Origin of the sequence: Aquimarina brevivitae (assembly GCF_004216895.1) — a bacterium.
GTDB classification, from domain to species: domain Bacteria; phylum Bacteroidota; class Bacteroidia; order Flavobacteriales; family Flavobacteriaceae; genus Aquimarina; species Aquimarina brevivitae.
This window is the reverse complement of the sequence record NZ_SGXE01000001.1, coordinates 527,440-547,781: the sequence shown is the minus strand read 5'-3', so window position 1 is coordinate 547,781 and position 20,342 is coordinate 527,440. Positions and strand designations below refer to the sequence as shown.

Below are 20,342 nucleotides of genomic sequence, written 5' to 3'. Positions count from 1 at the left end.
GGCATTTTTTTTAAGAATTACTTCTTCAATTAGTTCAAGAATGAATGAGCCGTTGGATCTCTGTCTTCTTCATTATTATCATTAAACTTCTTAAGTTCTTTCATCCAATAAAAGAAAGCAGCAAAACCAATTAACATAAACAGCCAGTTAATAATATTAGCTGCACTCCAGCTCTCTAGCTCTAATGCTCTTAAATAGTCAAGTGGAGCAAACAATACATCCACAAAAAGAGATTCTATTGACTCAAAAAATTCTTTCATATCAGTTTTATTATATAATCAAAAGTTTCAGTTAGTTAACACAAAACTTTTTGTTAATTTCGTTTTAATTCATTTCTAACGACAAAAATATAAAAAATAGTAGTGTTATCAAGCTTTTTTAATAAATCCAAACCCATAAACTTTGTTTTTATTGGTCTCTATATGATTTTGGTATACACTATGGCACATTACCTGGCCAATGCCAACTTCCAAAATACAAGTATTTTACTATCTATAGCTGGTCTATTAGTGTATTTGGCCACACCCTTGGTATTATTTAATGTCTTACAGCGTAATGAACTGACACGGCCCAATAGTTACGCCCTTTTTTTATTCGCATTTTTTAGCGCCACGATACCTACCGGTTTAATAGCTGTGGATGTTTTACTTGCGAATTTATTCATTATGTTAGCGTTACGAAGCTTATTAAGCCTGAGAAATGAAAAAAGAACGAAAAGTAAAATCTTCGATGCCTCCATATTAATAGCTTTGGCGACCTTTACCTATTTTTGGAGTATTTTATTTTTTGCGTTAATCTATTTGGCGATTGCTTTTTTTGCTCGAAGAAATTATCGGCATTGGATCATTCCCATCGTTGGTTTTGCTACCGTTTACATTCTCACTACCTGTTTGTATCTGCTATTTCAGGATACCTTAATTCCGCATAATGAGTACATCACACAATTATCTATTGACTTTTCGGGTTACCAAAATCCACGGAGTATATTTAGCGTTGGTGTACTGATGATAAGTGGGGTTTTCTTTTTGTTTGTGTATATGGCTAGGTTTCGACGTAAGCCAGCCTTGGTCAAATCAGTATTACGTTTAATTATAGCTCAGTTAATAATCGGAATATGTGTCGTGGTGCTGTCGGCAAAAAGAGAAATTTCAGAGCTTTATTTTTTGGTTTGTCCATTAGCGTTGATATCCACTACCTATTTTGAAACAGACCTTAACGACATAGTCAAAGAAATTAATATCTGGGTACTATTCATTTTGCCTTTTCTTTTATTGTTATTTTAAAAATGCTTTGCCTTACCGATATCGAAATAGAACTTAAAAAAAGGCTTGCCTATAAGTATGTTTGGTATCGAAAACAAAATGATCTCTGGGACTCGTATAGCAATTTCATTTACCAAACAAAATATTGGGATGCTCTGATTCCCCAAATTGCTAAAGGGGTATCCGATAATCAATTGGATAAAAAAGAGTTTTTTTATTATACGATAAATCGTTGGTACAACTTCTGGAGTGCTGTAGCAGTGGAGTTTATTTTTTCAGAATTACCTCAGGTAGTACCTCAGAAAAATAGAAAAGACCGATTAGTGGATTTTGCCCTACAAGGAATAAAATTTGATCATAAAACCACCAGATTTCCAAATCGGTACAAGCATAGTTTAAATTATGCTAAGAATAATCCAAAAGATTTAATACAATGGTTGTATACACATCAAAGTAACCAGCAGCGCAGGCATTTCGATAATCGGCTTTTTATTGTGGTATACGCCAACAATGGCGAGCACTGGAAACTAAAATCAGAAATTAGCTGGTTAAAAGACATTATTTCCACATATGTTACTAAATTTGACGACGCCAAATTAACAAAGCTCCAGTTGCAACCGCATAAGGTTACCTATGCAGGATTGATTTGGGCTATAAAATAACCCTAAGTGAACTATATTGGTTCTAAATATAAATTATCAACTTTTATTGCGTCGACTGTACATCAAACAGTAGGAGAAGACCTGTCGGATAAGGTTTTTTGTGACTTGTTCGCAGGAACTGGAATTGTGGGTAGAACTTTTAAACCAGAAGCAAAGACGATAATTGCCAATGATCTAGAATACTACAGCTATATACTTAACAAAAACTACATTGAAAATCATAAGGAGCTCAATGCCCAGCAGTATATTGATCAATTAAATCAATTGGAGGGAAGAGCGGGCTTTATCTTTAGTAATTATTGCAAAGGAAGCGGTTCCAATCGACAGTATTTTAGTGATGATAATGGCAAAAAAATAGATGCCATCAGAGCACAAATAGAGACGTGGCACCAATCAAATACTATAGATGACTCTATGTACTATTTCTTATTGGCATCTTTATTGGAGAGTGCCGATAAAGTGGCCAATACAGCTTCAGTGTATGGCGCATTTTTAAAAAATCTGAAAAAAACGGCGCAAAAATCATTGGAACTTCAACCCGCTAACTTTGAGATCACTCAAAACGCACATAAGGTATATAATCAGGATAGTAATACCCTTATTAAAAACATTGAAGGAGACATTTTATACTTAGATCCACCCTATAATGCCAGGCAATATGGAGCTAACTATCATATGCTAAATACTATCGCAAAATATGATACCTTTGTACCAGCTGGCAAAACAGGTTTACGATCCTATAACAGATCAACATATTGTAAAAAAGGAGAGGTAGCTGCTTCTTTTGAAAACCTAATCAAAGAAGCTAAGTTTGACTACATTTTTTTGAGTTATAATAACGAAGGCTTGATGAGTGCCGAAGAAATTAAAAGGATTTTAAAAAAATATGGCAAGTATGATTTAAGTACCACAGCGTATCAAAGATTTAAAGCAGATAAGACTGAAAATCGTAATCATAAAGCCACAGTAACTAAAGAATATTTACACATTTTAGAAAAATAATAAAAGCATGTTCACGGATAAAGCAAATAAAATTTTCAAGGAGGTGATTGAACTGTACCACGTTATTGATAGTGTGGATCAGGAGTTTTCTAATCCTTATGACAGCAAAACACAAACCATAGAGCATTTGTTGTATCGCAAATGCTGGATTGACACCGTACAATGGCATTACGAGGATATCATTAGAGACCCGGATATCGATCCAGTAGCGGCATTAGAACTAAAACGTAAGATTGATGCCTCTAATCAAGACCGTACCGATACGGTAGAGTATATCGATAGTTATTTCTTGGAAAAATTTAAAGACGTAGTGCCAAAACCAGAGGCTACTTTAAATACCGAAAGTCCAGCTTGGGGTATTGACAGGTTATCAATTTTAGCGCTTAAAGTGTATCACATGCGCGAGGAAACGATAAGAGAAGACGCTACGGATACGCACAAGGCAGCTTGCCAAAACAAGCTGAATGTATTATTAGAACAACAAGTGGACCTATCCAAGGCGATCGAAACACTACTCGATGATATAGCGAATGGTGATAAATACATGAAAGTCTATAAACAGATGAAAATGTATAACGACGATGAACTTAATCCTGTACTACGAGGCGAAAAATAATAAGGGCGTTACCCCTATACGGATTAGGATCGGTATAGGGGTCGGGTCATCGCTCATACGCCGCACCCATATATGGGTTGGCGGGGTATCCGCTCTACCCCTAACGCGGGTTTTACAAATCGATAACAAATTACCTTTTTATTATGGCAGCTACCGCTCGTACTCCAATTGCAAATGATGCCCATATACTGGTCATTAGATTATCGGCAATGGGTGATGTGGCAATGACAGTACCGGTGCTGCGTACTTTAGTGGCTACATACCCTAACCTAAAGATTACAGTACTCACCAGAGCATTTTTTAAACCCATCTTTTCATCATTGGATAATGTTGAAGTTTACGTTGCTGATGTTGATGGTAGACATAAGGGGGTACTGGGGTTAAGAAGATTATACAAAGAATTAAAAAAACTACAAATCAATGCCGTAGCTGATCTGCACAATGTGTTGCGATCTAATGTTCTCAAAACATTTTTTAAATTCACAGGTGTTCAGGTAGAACAAATCGACAAAGGCAGAGCCGAGAAAAAAGCATTGACCCGAGCGGATAATAAAGATTTTAAACAACTCAAATCAACGCATCAGCGGTATGCGGATGTATTTGCCAAATTAGGGTTAGCAATTGATTTGACCACACATCAGTTTCCTAAAAAACTTCCATTAACACCAAAGATTAATGAACTAATAGGTACATCGCAGCGCAAATGGTTAGGTATAGCACCCTTAGCCCAATACCAAAGCAAAAGCTATCCGCTGGATTTAATGATTCAGGTGATAGAGCAATTGGATGCACTTGGTACCTACGATATTTTTTTGTTTGGCGGCGGAAAGCAAGAAAAGGACCTGCTAAACAATATAGCCTCCAAATATAAATCGGTTACTTCCATTGTCGGTCGACTGTCTTTTGAAGAAGAACTGCAACTTATTGGCAATTTGGATGTCATGTTGTCTATGGATAGTGGTAATGCCCACTTAGCCGCTATGTTTGGAATACCCGTGATTACACTTTGGGGCGTGACGCATCCGTATGCTGGGTTTATGCCCTTTGGTCAACCCAATGAAAATGCTATTTTACCGGATTTAGTAACATACGATAAGATCCCAACCTCGATTTATGGTAACAAATTTCCACCGGGATATGAAAATGTGATGACTACTATACCGCCTGAGTTGATCGTGGATAAATTGCAAAATATTTAGTGGTGCTACCTTTAAATAAAAGAAGTTATGAAAACGTTGAATTTAAAAATTGTAATGTTATTGTTTATAGTTGTCTCATATCCATTATACACATACGGACAAGACGATATAAAAGGGGTAATTTATTATAAAGGAATAAATGAGTTTAAAATATTACCAAAATATGAAGAAAAGGATTCATTAGGAAACTATGTCGCTGGCGCTACCGCAAGAATATATCAGAATATGAAGTCCAGGAATAAACCGGTTGAGTTTAAGTTGGTATTTTCAGATAAAGAATCTATTTTTTATATGAATGATGAATTAACCCTACAGTCTGAAAGAAGAAATCCAACCAGAAAGTCCAAGAAGGAAGAAATTTTTTATGTTAACCATAATAACAAAAAAGTATCTTGGCGAAATGAATATGCAGGTAAACTTTTTTTGATAGAAAGTAGCCTGGATACGCTAAAATGGAGCATTTTAGAAGAATCAAAAATGATTGGTAAATTCAAATGCTTCAAAGCCAGGACCGTTCGAAAAGCTGTTGACTTTAGATCGAAAGAAATAATGGAGGAAAAGATAACCGTCTGGTTCACACCAGAGTTACCTTATCAGTATGGACCTGAAGCGTTTTATGGACTACCTGGCTTAGTATTAGAAATGAATATCGGAGCTTTTAAATATGCATTCGATAGCATAAATTTAAAACCAGAAAATGAAGAAATTAATAAGCCAATTGAAGGTAAAACTGTAACCCATCAAGAGTATATGAAATACCAACAAAACTCTAACTTAATAGATATTTTACGACGATAAAATTACAATCACTTTAAGGTAGGTGTCAATAAATGAAAAGCTAGCATTTCTTCTTTATTCAATATTAATATTTAGCGTATAATAAAGTTGATTCTTTGATAATTAGACACATGTAGCCTACAAACGTTAAAAGCTACACATCATCAAAATCAATTTTAATTGTTGCTGAGGTTGGGTGTGCCTGGCAAGCCAGTGTTAGGCCTTCAGCAATCTCGCCATCGGTTAGAATGCTATTTTTTTCCATCACTGCTGTTCCTTCGGTAACTCTACAGATACAAGAGCTACAAATTCCACCTTGACAAGAATACGGTGCGTCGATGTCCTTGTCTAAAGAAGCATCTAGTATGGTTTTTTTCTGATCCATTACAAAAGAATATTCCTCATCATCAACGATTACCGTAATTTCGGTTTTCCCTTCAAGCGAAGCATCCATTTCCGTAGTTTCAGTACTGCTGGTAAATAACTCAAAATGAATGTTATCGTTACTAATACCATTTTCCAATAAAGTTTCCTTTACCGTATTTATCATTTCTTCTGGTCCACACAGGTAGAAATTTTCAAACTGCTCCTCCTTAAACTTATTTTTTACGATATAATTTACTGTAGATTTTTCGATACGACCAAAACGCGCACCTTCTTCTCTGGACCTACTATAGAAGAACTCGGTAAATAAGCGATCAGGATACTGAGCTTGTAAACTTAATAGCTCTTTAGCAAATATGGTCTCAGAAAGGGACTGATTCCCGTAAACTAAGACAAACCTACTATGTTTTTCTTGCTCCATAGTGGTTTTGATCATACTCATAATCGGTGTAATTCCACTACCGGCGGCAAAGGCACAATAGGTTTTAGTCGAAGACGGATTTGTCGGCAATAAAAAAGTACCTTCGGGTGGGTGAACTTCTAAGACATCACCAGCTTTTAGTGTATTATTAGCGATTACAGAAAAGGTTCCGTCTTTCACCTCTTTCACAGCTACGGTCAAAAGGTCTTCAGTCGGCGTAGAGCATATAGAGTAAGCTCTACGGATCGCTTCACCATTTACCTTGGGTTGTAAAGTGATATATTGACCTGGTGTAAAGGTGAACTTTTCTTTAAGCTCTGCTGGTATGGCAAAGCTAATCGTAACAGCACTAGGTGTCTGTCTTGTTATTTCGTGTATGGTGAGGTTATGAAAATCTGCCATGAGATGAATTTTGTTTGCAAAAATAAGAAACCGTTCTTCCTTAGCTAATTTTTCAGATTATTTTAATAATTGTGAAAAGCTAAAATCAATAAGCTGGTTTGAATTTTATCAGTAATAGAGCTTTATATTTGAAATTTTAATAAACTTGGTATTCCAATAATTCTGATGCTTTGTGGCACTTCCTAACATATTTTTGTAACAATTTACGGTTTTTGCTTACTAAGTAGATAAACGAAAGGGTATGGTAAAACATTTTTTTAGATTACAATGGAAATCGTTTTGGCGTTCGGCTTCATTATCTTCAAGTTTATGGATGAAGATACTAATGGGATTAGCTGCGCTTTATTTTATAGTTGTAATGCTGGGGGGAGGCTTTGGTGCTTATTTTTATATTAAGAAAGAATTGGCACAGGATCCCTTAACTGTTGCCAATCAGTTTTTAGTGTATTGGATATTCGCAGATTTATTGTTTCGCTACGCATTGCAAAAGATGCCTGTCATCGATATAAAACCCTTACTTATTTTGCCTTTTAAAAAAGGCAAAATAGTTTCGTTTGCATTTTTTAAAACGGTATTTTCTTTTTTTAATATCATACACGCATTTTTCTTTATTCCATTGTCGGTCTTATTAATAGCAGATGGAGGTAAACCAGTTACCAATACGCTATTGTGGCTTTTAAGTATCGTAGCCTTGTTGTATACCAATAATTTTTTGAATATTTTACTCAATAAGAAAGACAACTTAGTCATCATTATAGGCAGTATACTTGCGGTAACGGGTGGATTACAATATTTTGGATATTTTGACATTACACTTTATACGGCTCCAGTATTTGATTTTTTATTTACTACTTCGTGGGCAGTATTGATACCTGTTGTTATTTTATTGATTTTGATAAAGCTGGCCTATACTTCTTTCTATAACGACTTGTATCTGGATGCGGGACTTAGCAGTAAGTCTAAATCCATAAAGACAGAAAACCTGGATTGGTTAAATCGATTTGGTAAAACTGCTGTTTTTCTCAAAAACGATATTAAGCTAATTAAGCGAAATAAAAGAGCACGTACCACAGTTCTGGTGAGTTGTATGTTTTTATTTTATGGCTTATTGTTTTTTACGGGTGCGGTTGAAGTGTATGACGGTCCGGTTTGGCGCATATTTGCTGCCATCTTTGTTACCGGAGGGTTCTTACTGAGTTTTGGACAGTTTGTGCCCAGTTGGGATAGTGCTTATTATCCACTGATGATGAGTCAAAACATTCGGTATAAAGAATATCTGTCTTCAAAATGGTGGTTGATGGTAATAGCTACTGTGGTTTCGACCATACTAGCCTCAGGATACTTGTATTTTGGTTGGGATGTGTATGTAGCCATATTGGTGGCCGCGGTCTATAACATCGGTGTAAATTCTCACGTGGTGCTATGGGCTGGTGCCTACGTTAAAACACCAATCGATCTGACTAGCAATAAAAAGGCGTTTGGTGACAAACAAGCTTTTAATGTCAAAACTTTGTTGCTATCGTTACCGAAAATGGCTTTGCCTATGATTCTCTATGCTATTGGTCATTATGCCTATAGCCCATATGCTGGCTATGCTTTGGTGGGTATCGCAGGAGTTATAGGGTTTGCGTTTAAGGATAGGGTGTTTGATTTAATTGAAAAAATTTACAAAACAGAAAAGTATAAAACGCTTGCAGCGTATAAACAAAAAAAGTAAGAGGATGATAACGATACATAATTTAACCAAAACCTATTCTGGAAACACCGTACTTAAAATAGATGATTTAGAAATCCCAAGCGGAAGCAGTTTTGGTTTGGTAGGTAACAATGGGGCAGGTAAAACAACATTGTTTAGCTGTTTATTAGATTTGATCAAGGCCTCTACAGGCCATATTGAAAATAATGGTGTTCAGGTTGATCAAAGTGAGGAATGGAAGACCTATACCTCGGCTTTTATAGACGAAACCTTTTTGATCGGTTATTTGACCGCCGAAGAGTATTTTTATTTTATCGGTGAACTTAGAGGTCAAAACAAAGCCGATGTTGATGCATTGTTAGGGCAGTTTCAAGATTTTTTCCACGGAGAAATTTTAGGTCAAAAAAAGTATTTGCGAGATCTTTCTAAAGGTAACCAAAAGAAAGTAGGGATTGTGGCCGCGCTTATTGGCAAGCCTAAAGTGGTGATACTTGATGAACCTTTTGCCAATTTGGATCCAACTACACAAATTCGATTGAAGAAGATCATCAAAGAAATGGTGGAAGATCCAAACGTAACCGTTTTGGTGTCTAGTCACGATTTAGTACACGTTACTGAGGTATGTAAACGCATCGTGGTGTTGGAAAAAGGGGAGGTCGTTAAGGATTTAATGACTTCAGAAGCGACCATGCAGGAGCTTGAAGCTCATTTTAATAAGTAGCCATTAGTACAAATCTATATTGTACTACGATAACAGCTATTCTTAAAAGCTTACTAATTTTACCATTTTGCAATAGAAAAGCAGGTGATTTTCTTATTATTTTAATAAAGAAATGTATTTTTACATTTCACACAGTATTTTTACTACACACCATACACTAAAAACAGTTATTTTTAGTTATCTGAAGTACTAAAAACGAAGTTTATTTTGAAAATAAGATTAGCATATCTTTTACTCGCTTTTTTGCTATTCGGAATTGGTCTTAGTTGTTCTCGCAAAAAGGACAAATGGGTCAATAGAGCCTGGCATGATGTTACTACCAAAAACAATACCCTTTATAACGGTCGAAATGCTTTTACGCAAGGAAGACAAGAACTAATCCAAAATTATAGAGATAACTTCTGGGAAGTGCTTCCGGTGGAGCGTATGATCGTTAGCGAAGACGTTCGTTTACCTAACGAAGTGCTCAATCAAAACTTTGATAAAGCCGAGGAAAAATCAGTTAAAGCGATTCAAAAACACAGCATGCTGATTGATAATAGAGAGCGTAATCCCAAAATGGATGAAGCCTTTATGCTCTTAGGTAAAGCCCGATATTTTGAGCAGCGATTTGTTCCGGCGCTCGAAGCGTTTAACTACATTCTCTATAAATACCCAACGAGTAATTCTATAAATCAGGCAAAAGTATGGAAGGCAAAAACCAACGCCCGCCTAGATAATAATGAAAAGGCGATTGAGGATCTTAAAAGAATGATTAAGTTCGAGTACCTCAATGATCAGGATTATGCAGATGCCTTGTCAATGATTGCACAAGCCTACATTAATTTGAAGGAAGTGGATTCTGCTATTACCTATATCACTAAATCGGCTATTCATACCAAAAATAACGAAGAAAAAGGGCGGTACTATTTTATAAAAGGGCAGTTACTAGATAAATTGGGGTATAAAGACAGCGCTAATTATGCGTATAAGCAGGTAATTGATCTTAATCGAAAAACACCCCGTAGATATTTGATTAATGCGCACGCCGCACGAGCCAGAAATTTCAATTACGAACTCGGCAATAAAGAGGAGTTTTTGGAATTATTAACAGACCTTGAAGAGAATAGAGAAAATCGTCCGTTTTTAGATATCATTTATTACCAAAAAGCCGAGTACTTTAAAAATACCGATTCCATTGAAGGTGCTGTGGCCTATTATAATAAATCCCTGAGAACAAAACTGCAGGACAGAATATTGGAGTCCAAAAACTACATCAACCTGGGTAATTTTAGTTTTGATGCTAAGGAATATGCAATTGCAGGTGCGTATTATGATAGTACGCTGGAAAGATTGAATGAAAACTCCAAGAAATTTAGAGTACTAAAACGAAAACGAGATAATTTAGACGATGTCATCCTTTATGACGGCATTGCTCGTAAGAATGACAGTATTCTAAGAGTGGTTGCGATGAGTGATGATGAGCGATTAACGTATTTTAAACAATATGCGGATAGCCTTAAAGCTATTGCGATTAAAGAAAAGGAAGCAGAAGAAGCTGCTGATTTTAGGCAGAATCTTCCTCCAGAACGACAGTTTCAACAACCAGGTGCAGCAAATCCGGCAGGCGGACCAAAAAGTGGTGGCACCTTTTATTTTTACAACCCCACCACCGTGGCTTTTGGTAAAAGTACTTTTAAGCGTTTGTATGGTAACCGAGAACTACAAGATAACTGGAGAATAGCTGCTAAAACGGATCCAAAAGCAGTAGCTACGGATGAAAATATAAAGGAGCAATTATATTCTATAGATTCGGATCCCACATTCGACCCGTTAACCTACATCGCACAAGTGCCAGGAGACCCAAAAGTAATTGACAGTCTGCAAACAGAACGAAACTTTGCCTACTATCAATTGGGTATTATTTATAAGGAAAAGTTTCAGGAGTACGATTTAGCTATTGATAAATTAGAAAATTTATTAGAGAGTAATCCCGAAGAAAAATTAGTAGTTCCTTCAAAATACAATTTATTCAAGATATACCAGCTGCAGGGTAAAGAAGAGAAAGCGGCTACTATGAAAGCCAATATCATTAACAACCATTTGGATAGTCGATATGCAAAGGTGCTATTAAATCCAGATAAAGAGATTGAAGACGAAGATAGCCCAGAGGCGATTTACAATAGTTTATATGCTGAATTTAAAAATCAGAATTTTGCCAAGGTGATTGCCGAGAGTAATGCTATGATCAATAAGTTCGAAGGCGAAGCATTTATACCAAAATTTGAGTTGTTGAAAGCACAAGCTATTGGTAGATTTAGAGGTTTTGAACCCTACGAAAAAGCGTTGAATTATGTAGCGCTGAATTATCCACAAAGCCCTGAAGGTAAAAAGGCGCAATTGATCATTGAAACAACCATTCCACAAATTAAAAGTGATCAATTTACCAAACAAGGGGATACCGAATTGAACAACAAAATTATATATGCCTTTGACGCATCTCAAAATAATGAGGCGATTGCACTTAAACAACGAATCGAAGAGGTGTTACAGGAGCTTCGGTATGATGATATGAAGGTTTCTGTTGACGCCTACACCATAGATCAACAATTTGTGGTGGTGCATACCAGGCGAGATCGTTTAGGCGCACAGGGCTTAGCCGAGCTATTAGAAATGGGTCAGGTTGAAGATACCAGAGGAGTAGATATACGCAATTACAATAGGAAAAAGAAATATTATCCAGCGGTTAAAAAACCCTACGTTGTAATGGCATCTCCCAATTATAGGATTGTACAGATCCATAAGAACTTAGATCAATACGATTATAATCAACAAGAAACGAAGTAATAACTTAACATACCCTAATCATTAATCATATGTTTTCAGATAATAAAAAAGGAAGAGATCAAGGCCCCTCAGATTTTTCAAGAAATCAGAATAGAATTTCTGAAGGAACTAAAATCGTTGGAGACATTGTTTCCGAAGGAGGTTTTAGAGTAGAAGGAACGGTAGAAGGTACCTTTAAAACTACGGGTAAGGTAGTGGTAGGTTCAACAGGATTTATCCAGGGTTCGTTAGAGTGTTCTGATGCGGATTTTGAAGGTAAATTTTCAGGTACTCTTGTAGTATCAGGCACCTTATCTTTGAAACCCACTGCACATATTGAAGGTGAGGTTTCTGCAGGTAAATTAGCTGTAGAACCAGGAGCTACCTTTAATGCTTCTTGTCAAATGAAAGGAAGTATTAAAACAATAAGCAAACAGGATGGACAAAAACAACCGCAAGGACAAGGGAAATCCGCTTAAAAAATATGCTGCACTATCTGGAATCGCTTTTCAGATGGGAGCAACCATATTTGTCTGTGCCTACGCCGGAAAAAAATTAGACGAATATTTTCAATACGAAAGAAAATGGTTCACTATGGGTCTGGTTATTTTTGGGGTAGTAGCTTCTTTGTATATTGTAATTAAACAACTAGAACGAATTAACAAATCTTAAACCACCCCTCTGTGCTAATTTATGCAGTCTAGGCTTGCTATACAATTCATACTTTCACTTTTTGTGGCGCTAGGCATTGCTTACGGTGTACACCAATCGCAACTACATCATACGGCCTTAAAAACTGGATTTTCACTCGTTCATTTTTCGTATCTATTTAATGGAATATTTACCCTCATTACGGGGCTTTTAATTATTTTTTTGAGTGTAAAATTCAAGGACTATTTAGGTTTTATTTTTCTGGGAAGTAGTACGCTAAAACTGGCAATTTTTTTCGGAATTAGTAAGTGGTTAGGTTTTGCAATAGATAAAGCGAACTTTTTAGAATTTTTCATTGCCTATGTAATCTGCTTAGTATTAGAGATATACTTCTTATCCAGACTTCTAAATAATCTAAAATATTGATTTTCAGTTTTTTATTTAACTATTATGCATAAATAAGATATTTATTAAAAAATGTTTAAAATCTAACTTTTATATGTACATTTGCACCGAAATTTAAGAACCGAAATTAAACCCGGAATGCAAAAACTAAGTGTTGCTAGATTTTTATTGACTTTTGCTCTGATTTTTACATCGTTAAGTCTGTTTGCAAAAGATGCTGAAAAAGGTAATAACGGTGGTGCAGTAGATACCAAAGAGGAGATTAAAGCGTATATCGACCATCACCTTCTGGACTCCTATGATTTTACGTTATGGTCGGATGGAGAGGCAGGAACTCACGTAGGTTTTCCATTACCAGTAATCCTTTGGGATGATGGGTTAAAGGTGTTTTCTTCTTCTAAATTTCACCACGGCGAAACTGTTGCTGAGGTAGATGGAAACTATTATAAGCTATACCACGGTAAAATATACAAAACGGATGCTGAAGGTACCATAACTATGGACCAAGAGGGGCATCATCCTACCAATGATAAACCTTTAGATTTTTCAATTACCAAAAACGTAATCACTATGCTATTGGCAGGGTTGTTATTGTTTTTAATGTTTAGAGGCTTAGCTAAATCTTACAAAAAGAACGGGGCAATCCCTAAAGGGTTCGGAAGATTTTTAGAACCGTTAGTAATTTTTGTTAGAGACGAGATTGCTATACCAAATATCGGTGAAAAGAAATACAAAAAGTATATGAGCTTTTTGTTAACGGTATTCTTCTTTGTATGGTTATTGAATTTATTAGGAATGACGCCACTAGGGGTTAACGTTACAGGAAATATTGCAGTAACTTTTGGATTAGCCTTATTAACTTTTTTGATAACTAATTTTACAGCGAATAAAAACTACTGGGGTCATATTTTTTGGATGCCAGGAGTGCCTACGTTTATGAAAATAGTGTTAGCTCCAATCGAATTATTAGGAGTGTTTATCAAACCATTTTCACTAATGATTCGTCTATATGCCAACATGACTGCTGGTCACGTAGTATTAATGAGTATCATCGGTATGGTGGTTTTATTTAAATCTTGGATTGGTAGCCCATTATCATTTGGGTTAGCTTTTGCATTAGCAATTTTAGAGCTGTTAGTAGCGGCATTACAAGCGTATATATTTACGATGCTTTCTGCGTTATACTTCGGTATGGCAAATGAAGAAGCGCATCATTAAAGATAATTTGTTTAATTTTTTAATTATATAGTTATGACTATTCCAAACATTGTAGGAGCTGGTTTAATCGTTATTGGTGCCGGATTAGGTATTGGTAGAATTGGTGGACAAGCTATGGAAGCAATCGCTCGTCAGCCTGAGGCTTCTGGAAAAATCCAAACTGCTATGCTTATCGCAGCAGCACTTATTGAAGGTATTGGATTTGCTGCTTTATTTGCAGCTTAATTACAAAACAAATAGCTGTAGCGGTTGGCTGCAGCTATTGTTTCACATTTTTGAAATTAAACAAGAAAGAATATAATTATTTACAATGGAGAAGTTAATTAATGATTTTTCGTTTGGTCTGTTTTTTTGGCAGGCAGTAATATTTATCGGATTAGTATTATTGTTGAAAAAATACGCTTGGAAGCCTATTTTAAAAGCAGTAAGTGATCGCGAAGAAGGTATTAAAAGCGCTTTAGAGTCTGCAGAAGCAGCACGTAAGGAGATGCAAAACTTACAAGCAGACAACGAAAGAATTATTAACGAGGCAAGAGCAGAAAGAGACACAATGCTTAAGGAAGCTAGGCAGATGAAAGATGCTATGATCGCCGAAGCAAAATCTGAAGCACAGGCAGAAGCTGATAAAATCGTTGCCCAAGCCAATGCAAGTATCGAAAATGAAAAGAAAGCTGCTTTAGCGGAATTAAAGAATCAGGTAGCAGAATTATCTGTAGAGATTGCAGAGAAAGTAGTAAGAAATGAATTATCAAGCAAGGACAAGCAAATGCAGTTAGTAGAGACGATGCTTGGAGATGTTACGATAAATTAATAAGAGCCATGGGTAGAGCAGCAGTAAGATACGCCAAAGCAATTTTAAGTTTAGCTCAGGACAAAAATGTCACTGCAGACATTCAAAAAGATATGGTTACTATAGCGGATACCGTTACCAGTTCCAAGGATTTAAGAGTGGTGTTATCAAGTCCTTTAGTTAAAAACGAAGTGAAACTGAGTTGTTTAAAGGAAATATTTAAAGGAGCACACACCATAACGGAAGGAGCCTTTGCTACCTTAATTGACAATAAAAGAATTAACCAGTTAGGTAGTGTAGCCGAAGAGTATAGTAAACTATATAACGATATAAACAATACGAAGTTGGCTACGGTAACAACTGCGGTTCCTTTGGATGGAGCATTAAAAGAAAAGGTGTTACAAAAGGTAAAGGAATTAACAGGTAATGAAGCTGCGGTAACGAATATTGTAGACGAAAGCATTATCGGTGGTTTTATTCTTAGAGTAGGTGATTTGCAGTATAATGCAAGTGTTGAACATATGTTAACTACTTTAAGAAGAGAATTAAAAAATTAAATTAAACTAATAATTAAATAGGGGTAATAACGCCCGTTTAAATTACTATAAAATGGCAGAAGTGAATCCTGCTGAAGTTTCAGCAATATTAAAACAACAATTATCCGGTTTTGAAGCGACAGCTTCTTTAGAGGAAGTGGGTACAGTATTACAAGTAGGTGATGGTATCGCACGTGTATACGGATTGTCTAATGCTCAATACGGAGAATTAGTACAATTTGATTCTGGTTTAGAAGGAATCGTTCTTAACCTTGAAGAAGATAATGTTGGGGTAGTACTTTTAGGTCCTTCTACTGAAGTAAAAGAAGGAGTAACCGTAAAGAGAACTCAGCGCATCGCGTCTATTAATGTAGGAGAAGGAATTGTAGGACGAGTAGTAGATACACTAGGAAATCCTATCGATGGAAAAGGAGCGATTGAAGGAGAAACTTTTGAAATGCCATTAGAGCGTAAAGCTCCTGGGGTAATTTTTCGTCAACCAGTAACGGAACCGCTACAAACAGGTATTAAGTCGATTGACGCAATGGTGCCGATTGGTAGAGGACAGCGTGAGCTTGTTATTGGTGACCGTCAAACTGGTAAAACAACGGTTTGTATCGATACCATCCTTAATCAAAAAGAGTTTTATGATGCTGGTGAGCCGGTATATTGTATCTATGTAGCTGTAGGGCAAAAGGCTTCAACCGTTGCCGCTATCGCTAAGGTATTAGAAGATAAAGGAGCATTAGCGTATACTACTATAGTAGCTGCAAACGCTTCGGATCCTGCACCAATGCAGGTATATGCACCATTTGCTGGAGCTGCAATCGGAGAATATTTCCGTGATACAGGTAGGCCAGCCTTGATCATCTATGATGATTTATCAAAGCAAGCAGTGGCGTATCGTGAGGTATCTTTGTTATTACGTCGTCCACCAGGACGTGAGGCGTATCCTGGAGACGTTTTCTACTTACACTCTAGATTGTTAGAGCGTTCGGCTAAGGTTATCAATGATGATACGATCGCTAAGGACATGAACGACTTACCAGACTCACTTAAGGATAAAGTAAAAGGTGGTGGTTCATTAACGGCATTACCGATTATTGAAACACAAGCTGGTGACGTATCTGCATATATTCCAACCAACGTAATTTCGATTACGGATGGACAGATATTCTTAACGTCTGACCTATTTAACTCAGGTGTAAGACCTGCAATTAACGTAGGTATTTCTGTATCACGTGTAGGTGGATCTGCTCAGATCAAGTCAATGAAAAAAGTAGCAGGTACCTTAAAACTGGATCAAGCACAGTTCCGTGAATTAGAAGCTTTTGCTAAGTTCGGATCTGACCTGGATGCAGCTACCTTAAATGTAATTGAAAAAGGTAAGCGTAACGTGGAAATCCTGAAGCAAGCGCAAAACGATCCGTACACTGTTGAAGATCAGATTGCAATTATCTACGCAGGTTCAAAGAATTTATTACGTGATGTTCCTGTAGAAAAAGTAAAAGAATTCGAAAGAGATTATATACAGTACTTAAACGCTAAGTATAGAGATACGCTTGATACTTTAAAAGCTGGAAAGCTAACAGATGAGGTAACAGACGTTTTAGTTAATGCTACTAAAGAAATCGCTGCTAAGTACAAAAATAACTAAGAAGCTACTGGACTGATTTTTGCCTTTTTCGGCAAAAATCAGTTGAAGGTTTCTAAAGATTATTTTGAATACTTGTGATGACAATAGGTTTTTAAAAGCGTATAGCACATCACTTATAATTCATAACTTATAAAAAATGGCAAACTTAAAAGAGTTACGTAATAGGATTACATCTGTTTCTTCGACAATGCAGATAACCAGTGCTATGAAAATGGTATCTGCTGCTAAGTTGAATAAAGCTCAGATGGCTATTACAGCAATGCGACCTTATGCCGATAAGCTTACGGAACTATTACAAAGCCTAAGTGCTTCTTTAGAGGGAGATAATGCAAGTGTTTATGCCGAACAAAGAGAAGTAAATAAGGTTTTAGTTGTTGCTATTGCTTCAAATAGAGGTTTAGCAGGAGCTTTTAACACCAATATAATTAAAGCGTGTAGAGCGCTTTATCAAACGGAATATGCTGGTAAACAGGTTGATTTTGTGACCATCGGTAAAAAAGTGAATGATGTTATTTCTAAAACACAGACCATCGTAGTGAATAGGGATGATGTTTTTGACGACTTATCATTTGCTAATGTTGCTGAAATTGCAGAGGATTTGATGAAAAGATTTACAGCTGGTGATTATGATAAAATAGTATTGGTATACAATCAATTTAAAAACGCAGCTTCGCAGATTGTAACTACAGAACAGTTTTTACCAATCTTGCCAGTAGAAGGTGAGAAAAAGGTTAATTTAGATTACATTTTTGAGCCAGAGAAGCAAGAAATTGTAGAAGAATTAATCCCTAAGTCTTTAAAAACGCAATTGTACAAAGCCATTAGAGATTCTTTTGCCTCTGAGCATGGGGCGCGTATGACTGCGATGCATAAGGCGACAGATAACGCTAAAGAATTAAGAGACTCACTTAAACTATCGTACAACAAAGCAAGACAGGCTGCAATTACTAATGAAATTCTTGAAATCGTTGGTGGTGCAGAAGCCTTAAACGGATAAAAACGTATGGTTTTATAAACATACAATACCAGAGCCTCACAGATGTGAGGCTTTTTTGTTGCATTAAATTTTAGCGTAAATAAGGAAAGGTATAGCTGGAGTTTGTTATCTTGGTATAACTATTGAAGTGTTAACCATAATTAATAATCAATTTATGAGATCCAAAAGAATAGTGATAACTGGGATACTGTTTTGTATGGCTTTTACAATGATTCAATGTGCGAGCAGCCAAAAGATTGATGATATTCAGCCGGTATTACTGAGTGAAGCTTACTACCAAAAATGGATGTCGGGTATAAAAGGTGGTGGAACGGGATTTACCTTATACTTACCTGTAGCAGAGGGCAAGCAAGACATTCAACTTCAATATGCCTACTTTGACGGACATAAAATTATGCTTCAAAAGAAGGTGAACGAAAATGTATTTACAGGCAAATATGAAAATCTAAAAACAGAGAGGGATATCATAATGAGTGATGATCCGCAAAAAGAACATAAAAATACCCTACCACAGACAGAAAAAATCCCTTTTGACCTAGCAGCACAAGAATGTGTTATAGCTTATAGTAAAGGTGATAAACAAGGTTTTTTTAAGATTCAGAAGCTTCAGGAAAAGAAGATGGAAGCCTATCCTATGCAAATCAAGCAATAAAACGTATTTTAGGCCTTTAAGAAAAAGAGAATTTGGCAGTTTTTCAAAAACTATTTAAGCAAACCTTTATTTATGGGCTGGCAACAGTATTACCCAGAATGTTGTCTTTTTTACTGGTACCCCTTTATACAGACCAATTGCCAACAGAAGAATATGGTGAGGTTTCGATAATTTTTTCATATTTCGTTTTATTTAATGTCATACTAGCCTATGGTATGGAAACTGCTTTTTTTAGGTTTTTTAACAAGGAATCTGACAAAGAATCTGTTGTACATACCTCTGCAATTTCGTTGACGCTATCATCATTTTTATTTTTTGCTATAGCCCTGTCTACCAAACAGCAGATAGCGGATCTTACTGGTATTGATATAAAATATATAACGCTAGTCATCTGGATAATACTGCTCGATGCTTTGGTAATTATACCTTTTGCTTATTTAAGAGCTAAGGAACGCCCCATTCGTTATGCCGCTATAAAAATTATAAATGTAATAGTCAATTTTGGACTCAACATATTCTTTTTACTATTCTTAATTCAACTTACAGCAAAGCCTTCAGTTTTTGACTATATATGCAAAGATAACTTCGAGATAAGCTATATTTTCATATCTAACTTAGTGGCAAGTGCCGTTACTTTGCTATTGCTAATCACTTTTTATTTTAATTTGAAGCTAAAATTTGATAGTCAATTATGGAAAAGAATGATGCGATATGCGTTCCCGGTATTAGTTTCAGGGATTGCATTTTCCATCAATGAAACTTTTGACAGAATTATTTTAGATTTCTTACTACCTGAAGGAAAAGCAGATCATATAGTCGGAGTATATTCTGCCTGTTACAAATTAGCATTGTTTATGACGCTTTTTGCTACTGCTTTTCGATTAGGTATAGAGCCCTTTTTCTTTAAGTTCGCAGAGCGAAAAGGTGCATTAAATATGTATGCTTTAATAACTAAATACTTTGTAGCTTTAGGTTCACTAATTCTATTAGGAGTTATTGTTTTTTCTGACCTTTTGAAATTTCTACTTATTCGTGACCAAGCGTATTGGGAGGCAATGACTATTGTTCCTATTATTTTATTAGCCAATTTATGCTTGGGGATATACCATAATTTATCAGTATGGTATAAAATCACCGATCGCACCAAATTTGGCGCATATATTTCCGTCTTCGGGGCAATAGTCACCTTAGGATTAAACTTTTTGCTAATTCCTTACTATAGCTACTTAGGTTCAGCCATTGCAACCCTGGCTGCGTACAGTACGATGATGATGGTATCTTGGTACTACGGAAAGAAATATTATCCGATACCATATGACCTAAAAAAAATAAGTTTTTACCTGATCACAGCAATAGCATTTTCGGCAGTATCATTTTATGTAGCCAATGGTAATTATTGGATTTCCATCCCCTTGTTACTGGTGTTTTTAGTAATTTTGTTTATTACAGAGAAAAGGGAAGTAAAACAATTGTTGAAGAAATAAAAAGT

At 36.0% G+C, this 20,342-nt stretch carries 22 protein-coding genes; 20 read left to right on the top strand and 2 right to left on the bottom strand.

The window, feature by feature from the left end:
* Positions 1–29 precede the first annotated feature (29 nt).
* Positions 30–260 carry a DUF6341 family protein gene (locus EV197_RS02300; RefSeq protein WP_130285121.1) on the bottom strand — a complete coding sequence of 77 codons (231 nt, stop codon included), beginning with the start codon at positions 258–260 and terminating at the stop codon, positions 30–32.
* Between the two features lie 102 nt (positions 261–362).
* On the opposite strand from EV197_RS02300, the gene EV197_RS02295 reads away from it, so the two are divergent.
* The 6 genes from EV197_RS02295 (at position 363) to EV197_RS02270 (ending at position 5,539) form a co-directional block, all read left to right on the top strand.
* Complete coding sequence (locus EV197_RS02295) at positions 363–1,283, top strand: DUF6427 family protein (protein WP_278041936.1); 921 nt, start codon at positions 363–365, stop codon at positions 1,281–1,283.
* A gap of 2 nt (positions 1,284–1,285) precedes the next feature.
* On the top strand, positions 1,286–1,924 hold the full coding sequence (locus tag EV197_RS02290) for a hypothetical protein (protein ID WP_130285119.1): 639 nt from the start codon (positions 1,286–1,288) through the stop codon (positions 1,922–1,924).
* Positions 1,925–1,930: 6 nt separating this feature from the next.
* Positions 1,931–2,926 carry a DNA adenine methylase gene (locus EV197_RS02285; RefSeq protein ID WP_130285118.1) on the top strand — a complete coding sequence of 332 codons (996 nt, stop codon included), beginning with the start codon at positions 1,931–1,933 and terminating at the stop codon, positions 2,924–2,926.
* A 7-nt stretch (positions 2,927–2,933) separates the two neighbouring features.
* A complete protein-coding gene (locus EV197_RS02280) occupies positions 2,934–3,542 on the top strand; it encodes a DUF4254 domain-containing protein (RefSeq protein ID WP_130285117.1) in 609 nt (202 codons plus the stop codon).
* Between the two features lie 143 nt (positions 3,543–3,685).
* The gene (locus tag EV197_RS02275) at positions 3,686–4,741 is read left to right on the top strand and encodes a glycosyltransferase family 9 protein (protein WP_130285116.1); all 1,056 of its coding nucleotides are present in this window, start codon (positions 3,686–3,688) and stop codon (positions 4,739–4,741) included.
* Positions 4,742–4,768: 27 nt separating this feature from the next.
* A complete protein-coding gene (locus tag EV197_RS02270) occupies positions 4,769–5,539 on the top strand; it encodes a GLPGLI family protein (protein ID WP_130285115.1) in 771 nt (256 codons plus the stop codon).
* Positions 5,540–5,672: 133 nt separating this feature from the next.
* Here the strand turns inward: EV197_RS02270 and EV197_RS02265 are convergent, their stop codons facing one another.
* Positions 5,673–6,725 (bottom strand): ferredoxin--NADP reductase, encoded by a 1,053-nt coding sequence (locus EV197_RS02265; RefSeq protein WP_130285114.1) that lies wholly within the window; start codon positions 6,723–6,725, stop codon positions 5,673–5,675.
* Positions 6,726–6,966: 241 nt separating this feature from the next.
* Between EV197_RS02265 and EV197_RS02260 the strand changes: the two genes are divergently transcribed.
* From EV197_RS02260 to EV197_RS02200, 14 genes are all read left to right on the top strand, one after another.
* The gene (locus tag EV197_RS02260; protein WP_130285113.1) at positions 6,967–8,442 is read left to right on the top strand and encodes a DUF5687 family protein; all 1,476 of its coding nucleotides are present in this window, start codon (positions 6,967–6,969) and stop codon (positions 8,440–8,442) included.
* Positions 8,443–8,446: 4 nt separating this feature from the next.
* Positions 8,447–9,142 carry an ABC transporter ATP-binding protein gene (locus EV197_RS02255; protein ID WP_130285112.1) on the top strand — a complete coding sequence of 232 codons (696 nt, stop codon included), beginning with the start codon at positions 8,447–8,449 and terminating at the stop codon, positions 9,140–9,142.
* A 207-nt stretch (positions 9,143–9,349) separates the two neighbouring features.
* The gene (porW, locus tag EV197_RS02250) at positions 9,350–11,968 is read left to right on the top strand and encodes a type IX secretion system periplasmic lipoprotein PorW/SprE (protein WP_242610676.1); all 2,619 of its coding nucleotides are present in this window, start codon (positions 9,350–9,352) and stop codon (positions 11,966–11,968) included.
* 29 nt (positions 11,969–11,997) lie between these two features.
* The gene (locus EV197_RS02245; protein WP_130285111.1) at positions 11,998–12,426 is read left to right on the top strand and encodes a bactofilin family protein; all 429 of its coding nucleotides are present in this window, start codon (positions 11,998–12,000) and stop codon (positions 12,424–12,426) included.
* Positions 12,386–12,619 carry an AtpZ/AtpI family protein gene (locus tag EV197_RS02240; RefSeq protein WP_130285110.1) on the top strand — a complete coding sequence of 78 codons (234 nt, stop codon included), beginning with the start codon at positions 12,386–12,388 and terminating at the stop codon, positions 12,617–12,619. Before EV197_RS02245 ends, EV197_RS02240 begins: the two co-directional genes overlap by 41 nt.
* Positions 12,620–12,640: 21 nt before the next feature.
* Positions 12,641–13,024, top strand: a complete 384-nt coding sequence (locus tag EV197_RS17275) for a DUF6168 family protein (RefSeq protein WP_423190644.1) — start codon at positions 12,641–12,643, stop codon at positions 13,022–13,024.
* Positions 13,025–13,141: 117 nt separating this feature from the next.
* Entirely contained in the window at positions 13,142–14,221 is a 1,080-nt protein-coding gene (gene atpB / locus EV197_RS02235; RefSeq protein WP_130285109.1) for a F0F1 ATP synthase subunit A, read from the top strand.
* A 33-nt stretch (positions 14,222–14,254) separates the two neighbouring features.
* The gene (atpE, locus tag EV197_RS02230; RefSeq protein ID WP_053970734.1) at positions 14,255–14,446 is read left to right on the top strand and encodes an ATP synthase F0 subunit C; all 192 of its coding nucleotides are present in this window, start codon (positions 14,255–14,257) and stop codon (positions 14,444–14,446) included.
* A gap of 85 nt (positions 14,447–14,531) precedes the next feature.
* Positions 14,532–15,032: a F0F1 ATP synthase subunit B gene (locus EV197_RS02225; protein WP_130285108.1), complete on the top strand. Its 501-nt coding sequence runs from the start codon at positions 14,532–14,534 to the stop codon at positions 15,030–15,032.
* Between the two features lie 8 nt (positions 15,033–15,040).
* Positions 15,041–15,568, top strand: coding sequence for an ATP synthase F1 subunit delta (gene atpH, locus EV197_RS02220; protein ID WP_130285107.1), 528 nt, complete (start codon positions 15,041–15,043; stop codon positions 15,566–15,568).
* A 52-nt stretch (positions 15,569–15,620) separates the two neighbouring features.
* On the top strand, positions 15,621–17,204 hold the full coding sequence (gene atpA / locus EV197_RS02215; RefSeq protein WP_130285106.1) for a F0F1 ATP synthase subunit alpha: 1,584 nt from the start codon (positions 15,621–15,623) through the stop codon (positions 17,202–17,204).
* A 136-nt stretch (positions 17,205–17,340) separates the two neighbouring features.
* On the top strand, positions 17,341–18,201 hold the full coding sequence (atpG, locus tag EV197_RS02210; protein ID WP_130285105.1) for an ATP synthase F1 subunit gamma: 861 nt from the start codon (positions 17,341–17,343) through the stop codon (positions 18,199–18,201).
* Between the two features lie 154 nt (positions 18,202–18,355).
* The gene (locus EV197_RS02205; protein WP_130285104.1) at positions 18,356–18,853 is read left to right on the top strand and encodes a hypothetical protein; all 498 of its coding nucleotides are present in this window, start codon (positions 18,356–18,358) and stop codon (positions 18,851–18,853) included.
* Between the two features lie 32 nt (positions 18,854–18,885).
* Positions 18,886–20,337: a lipopolysaccharide biosynthesis protein gene (locus EV197_RS02200; RefSeq protein ID WP_130285103.1), complete on the top strand. Its 1,452-nt coding sequence runs from the start codon at positions 18,886–18,888 to the stop codon at positions 20,335–20,337.
* Positions 20,338–20,342 lie beyond the last annotated feature (5 nt).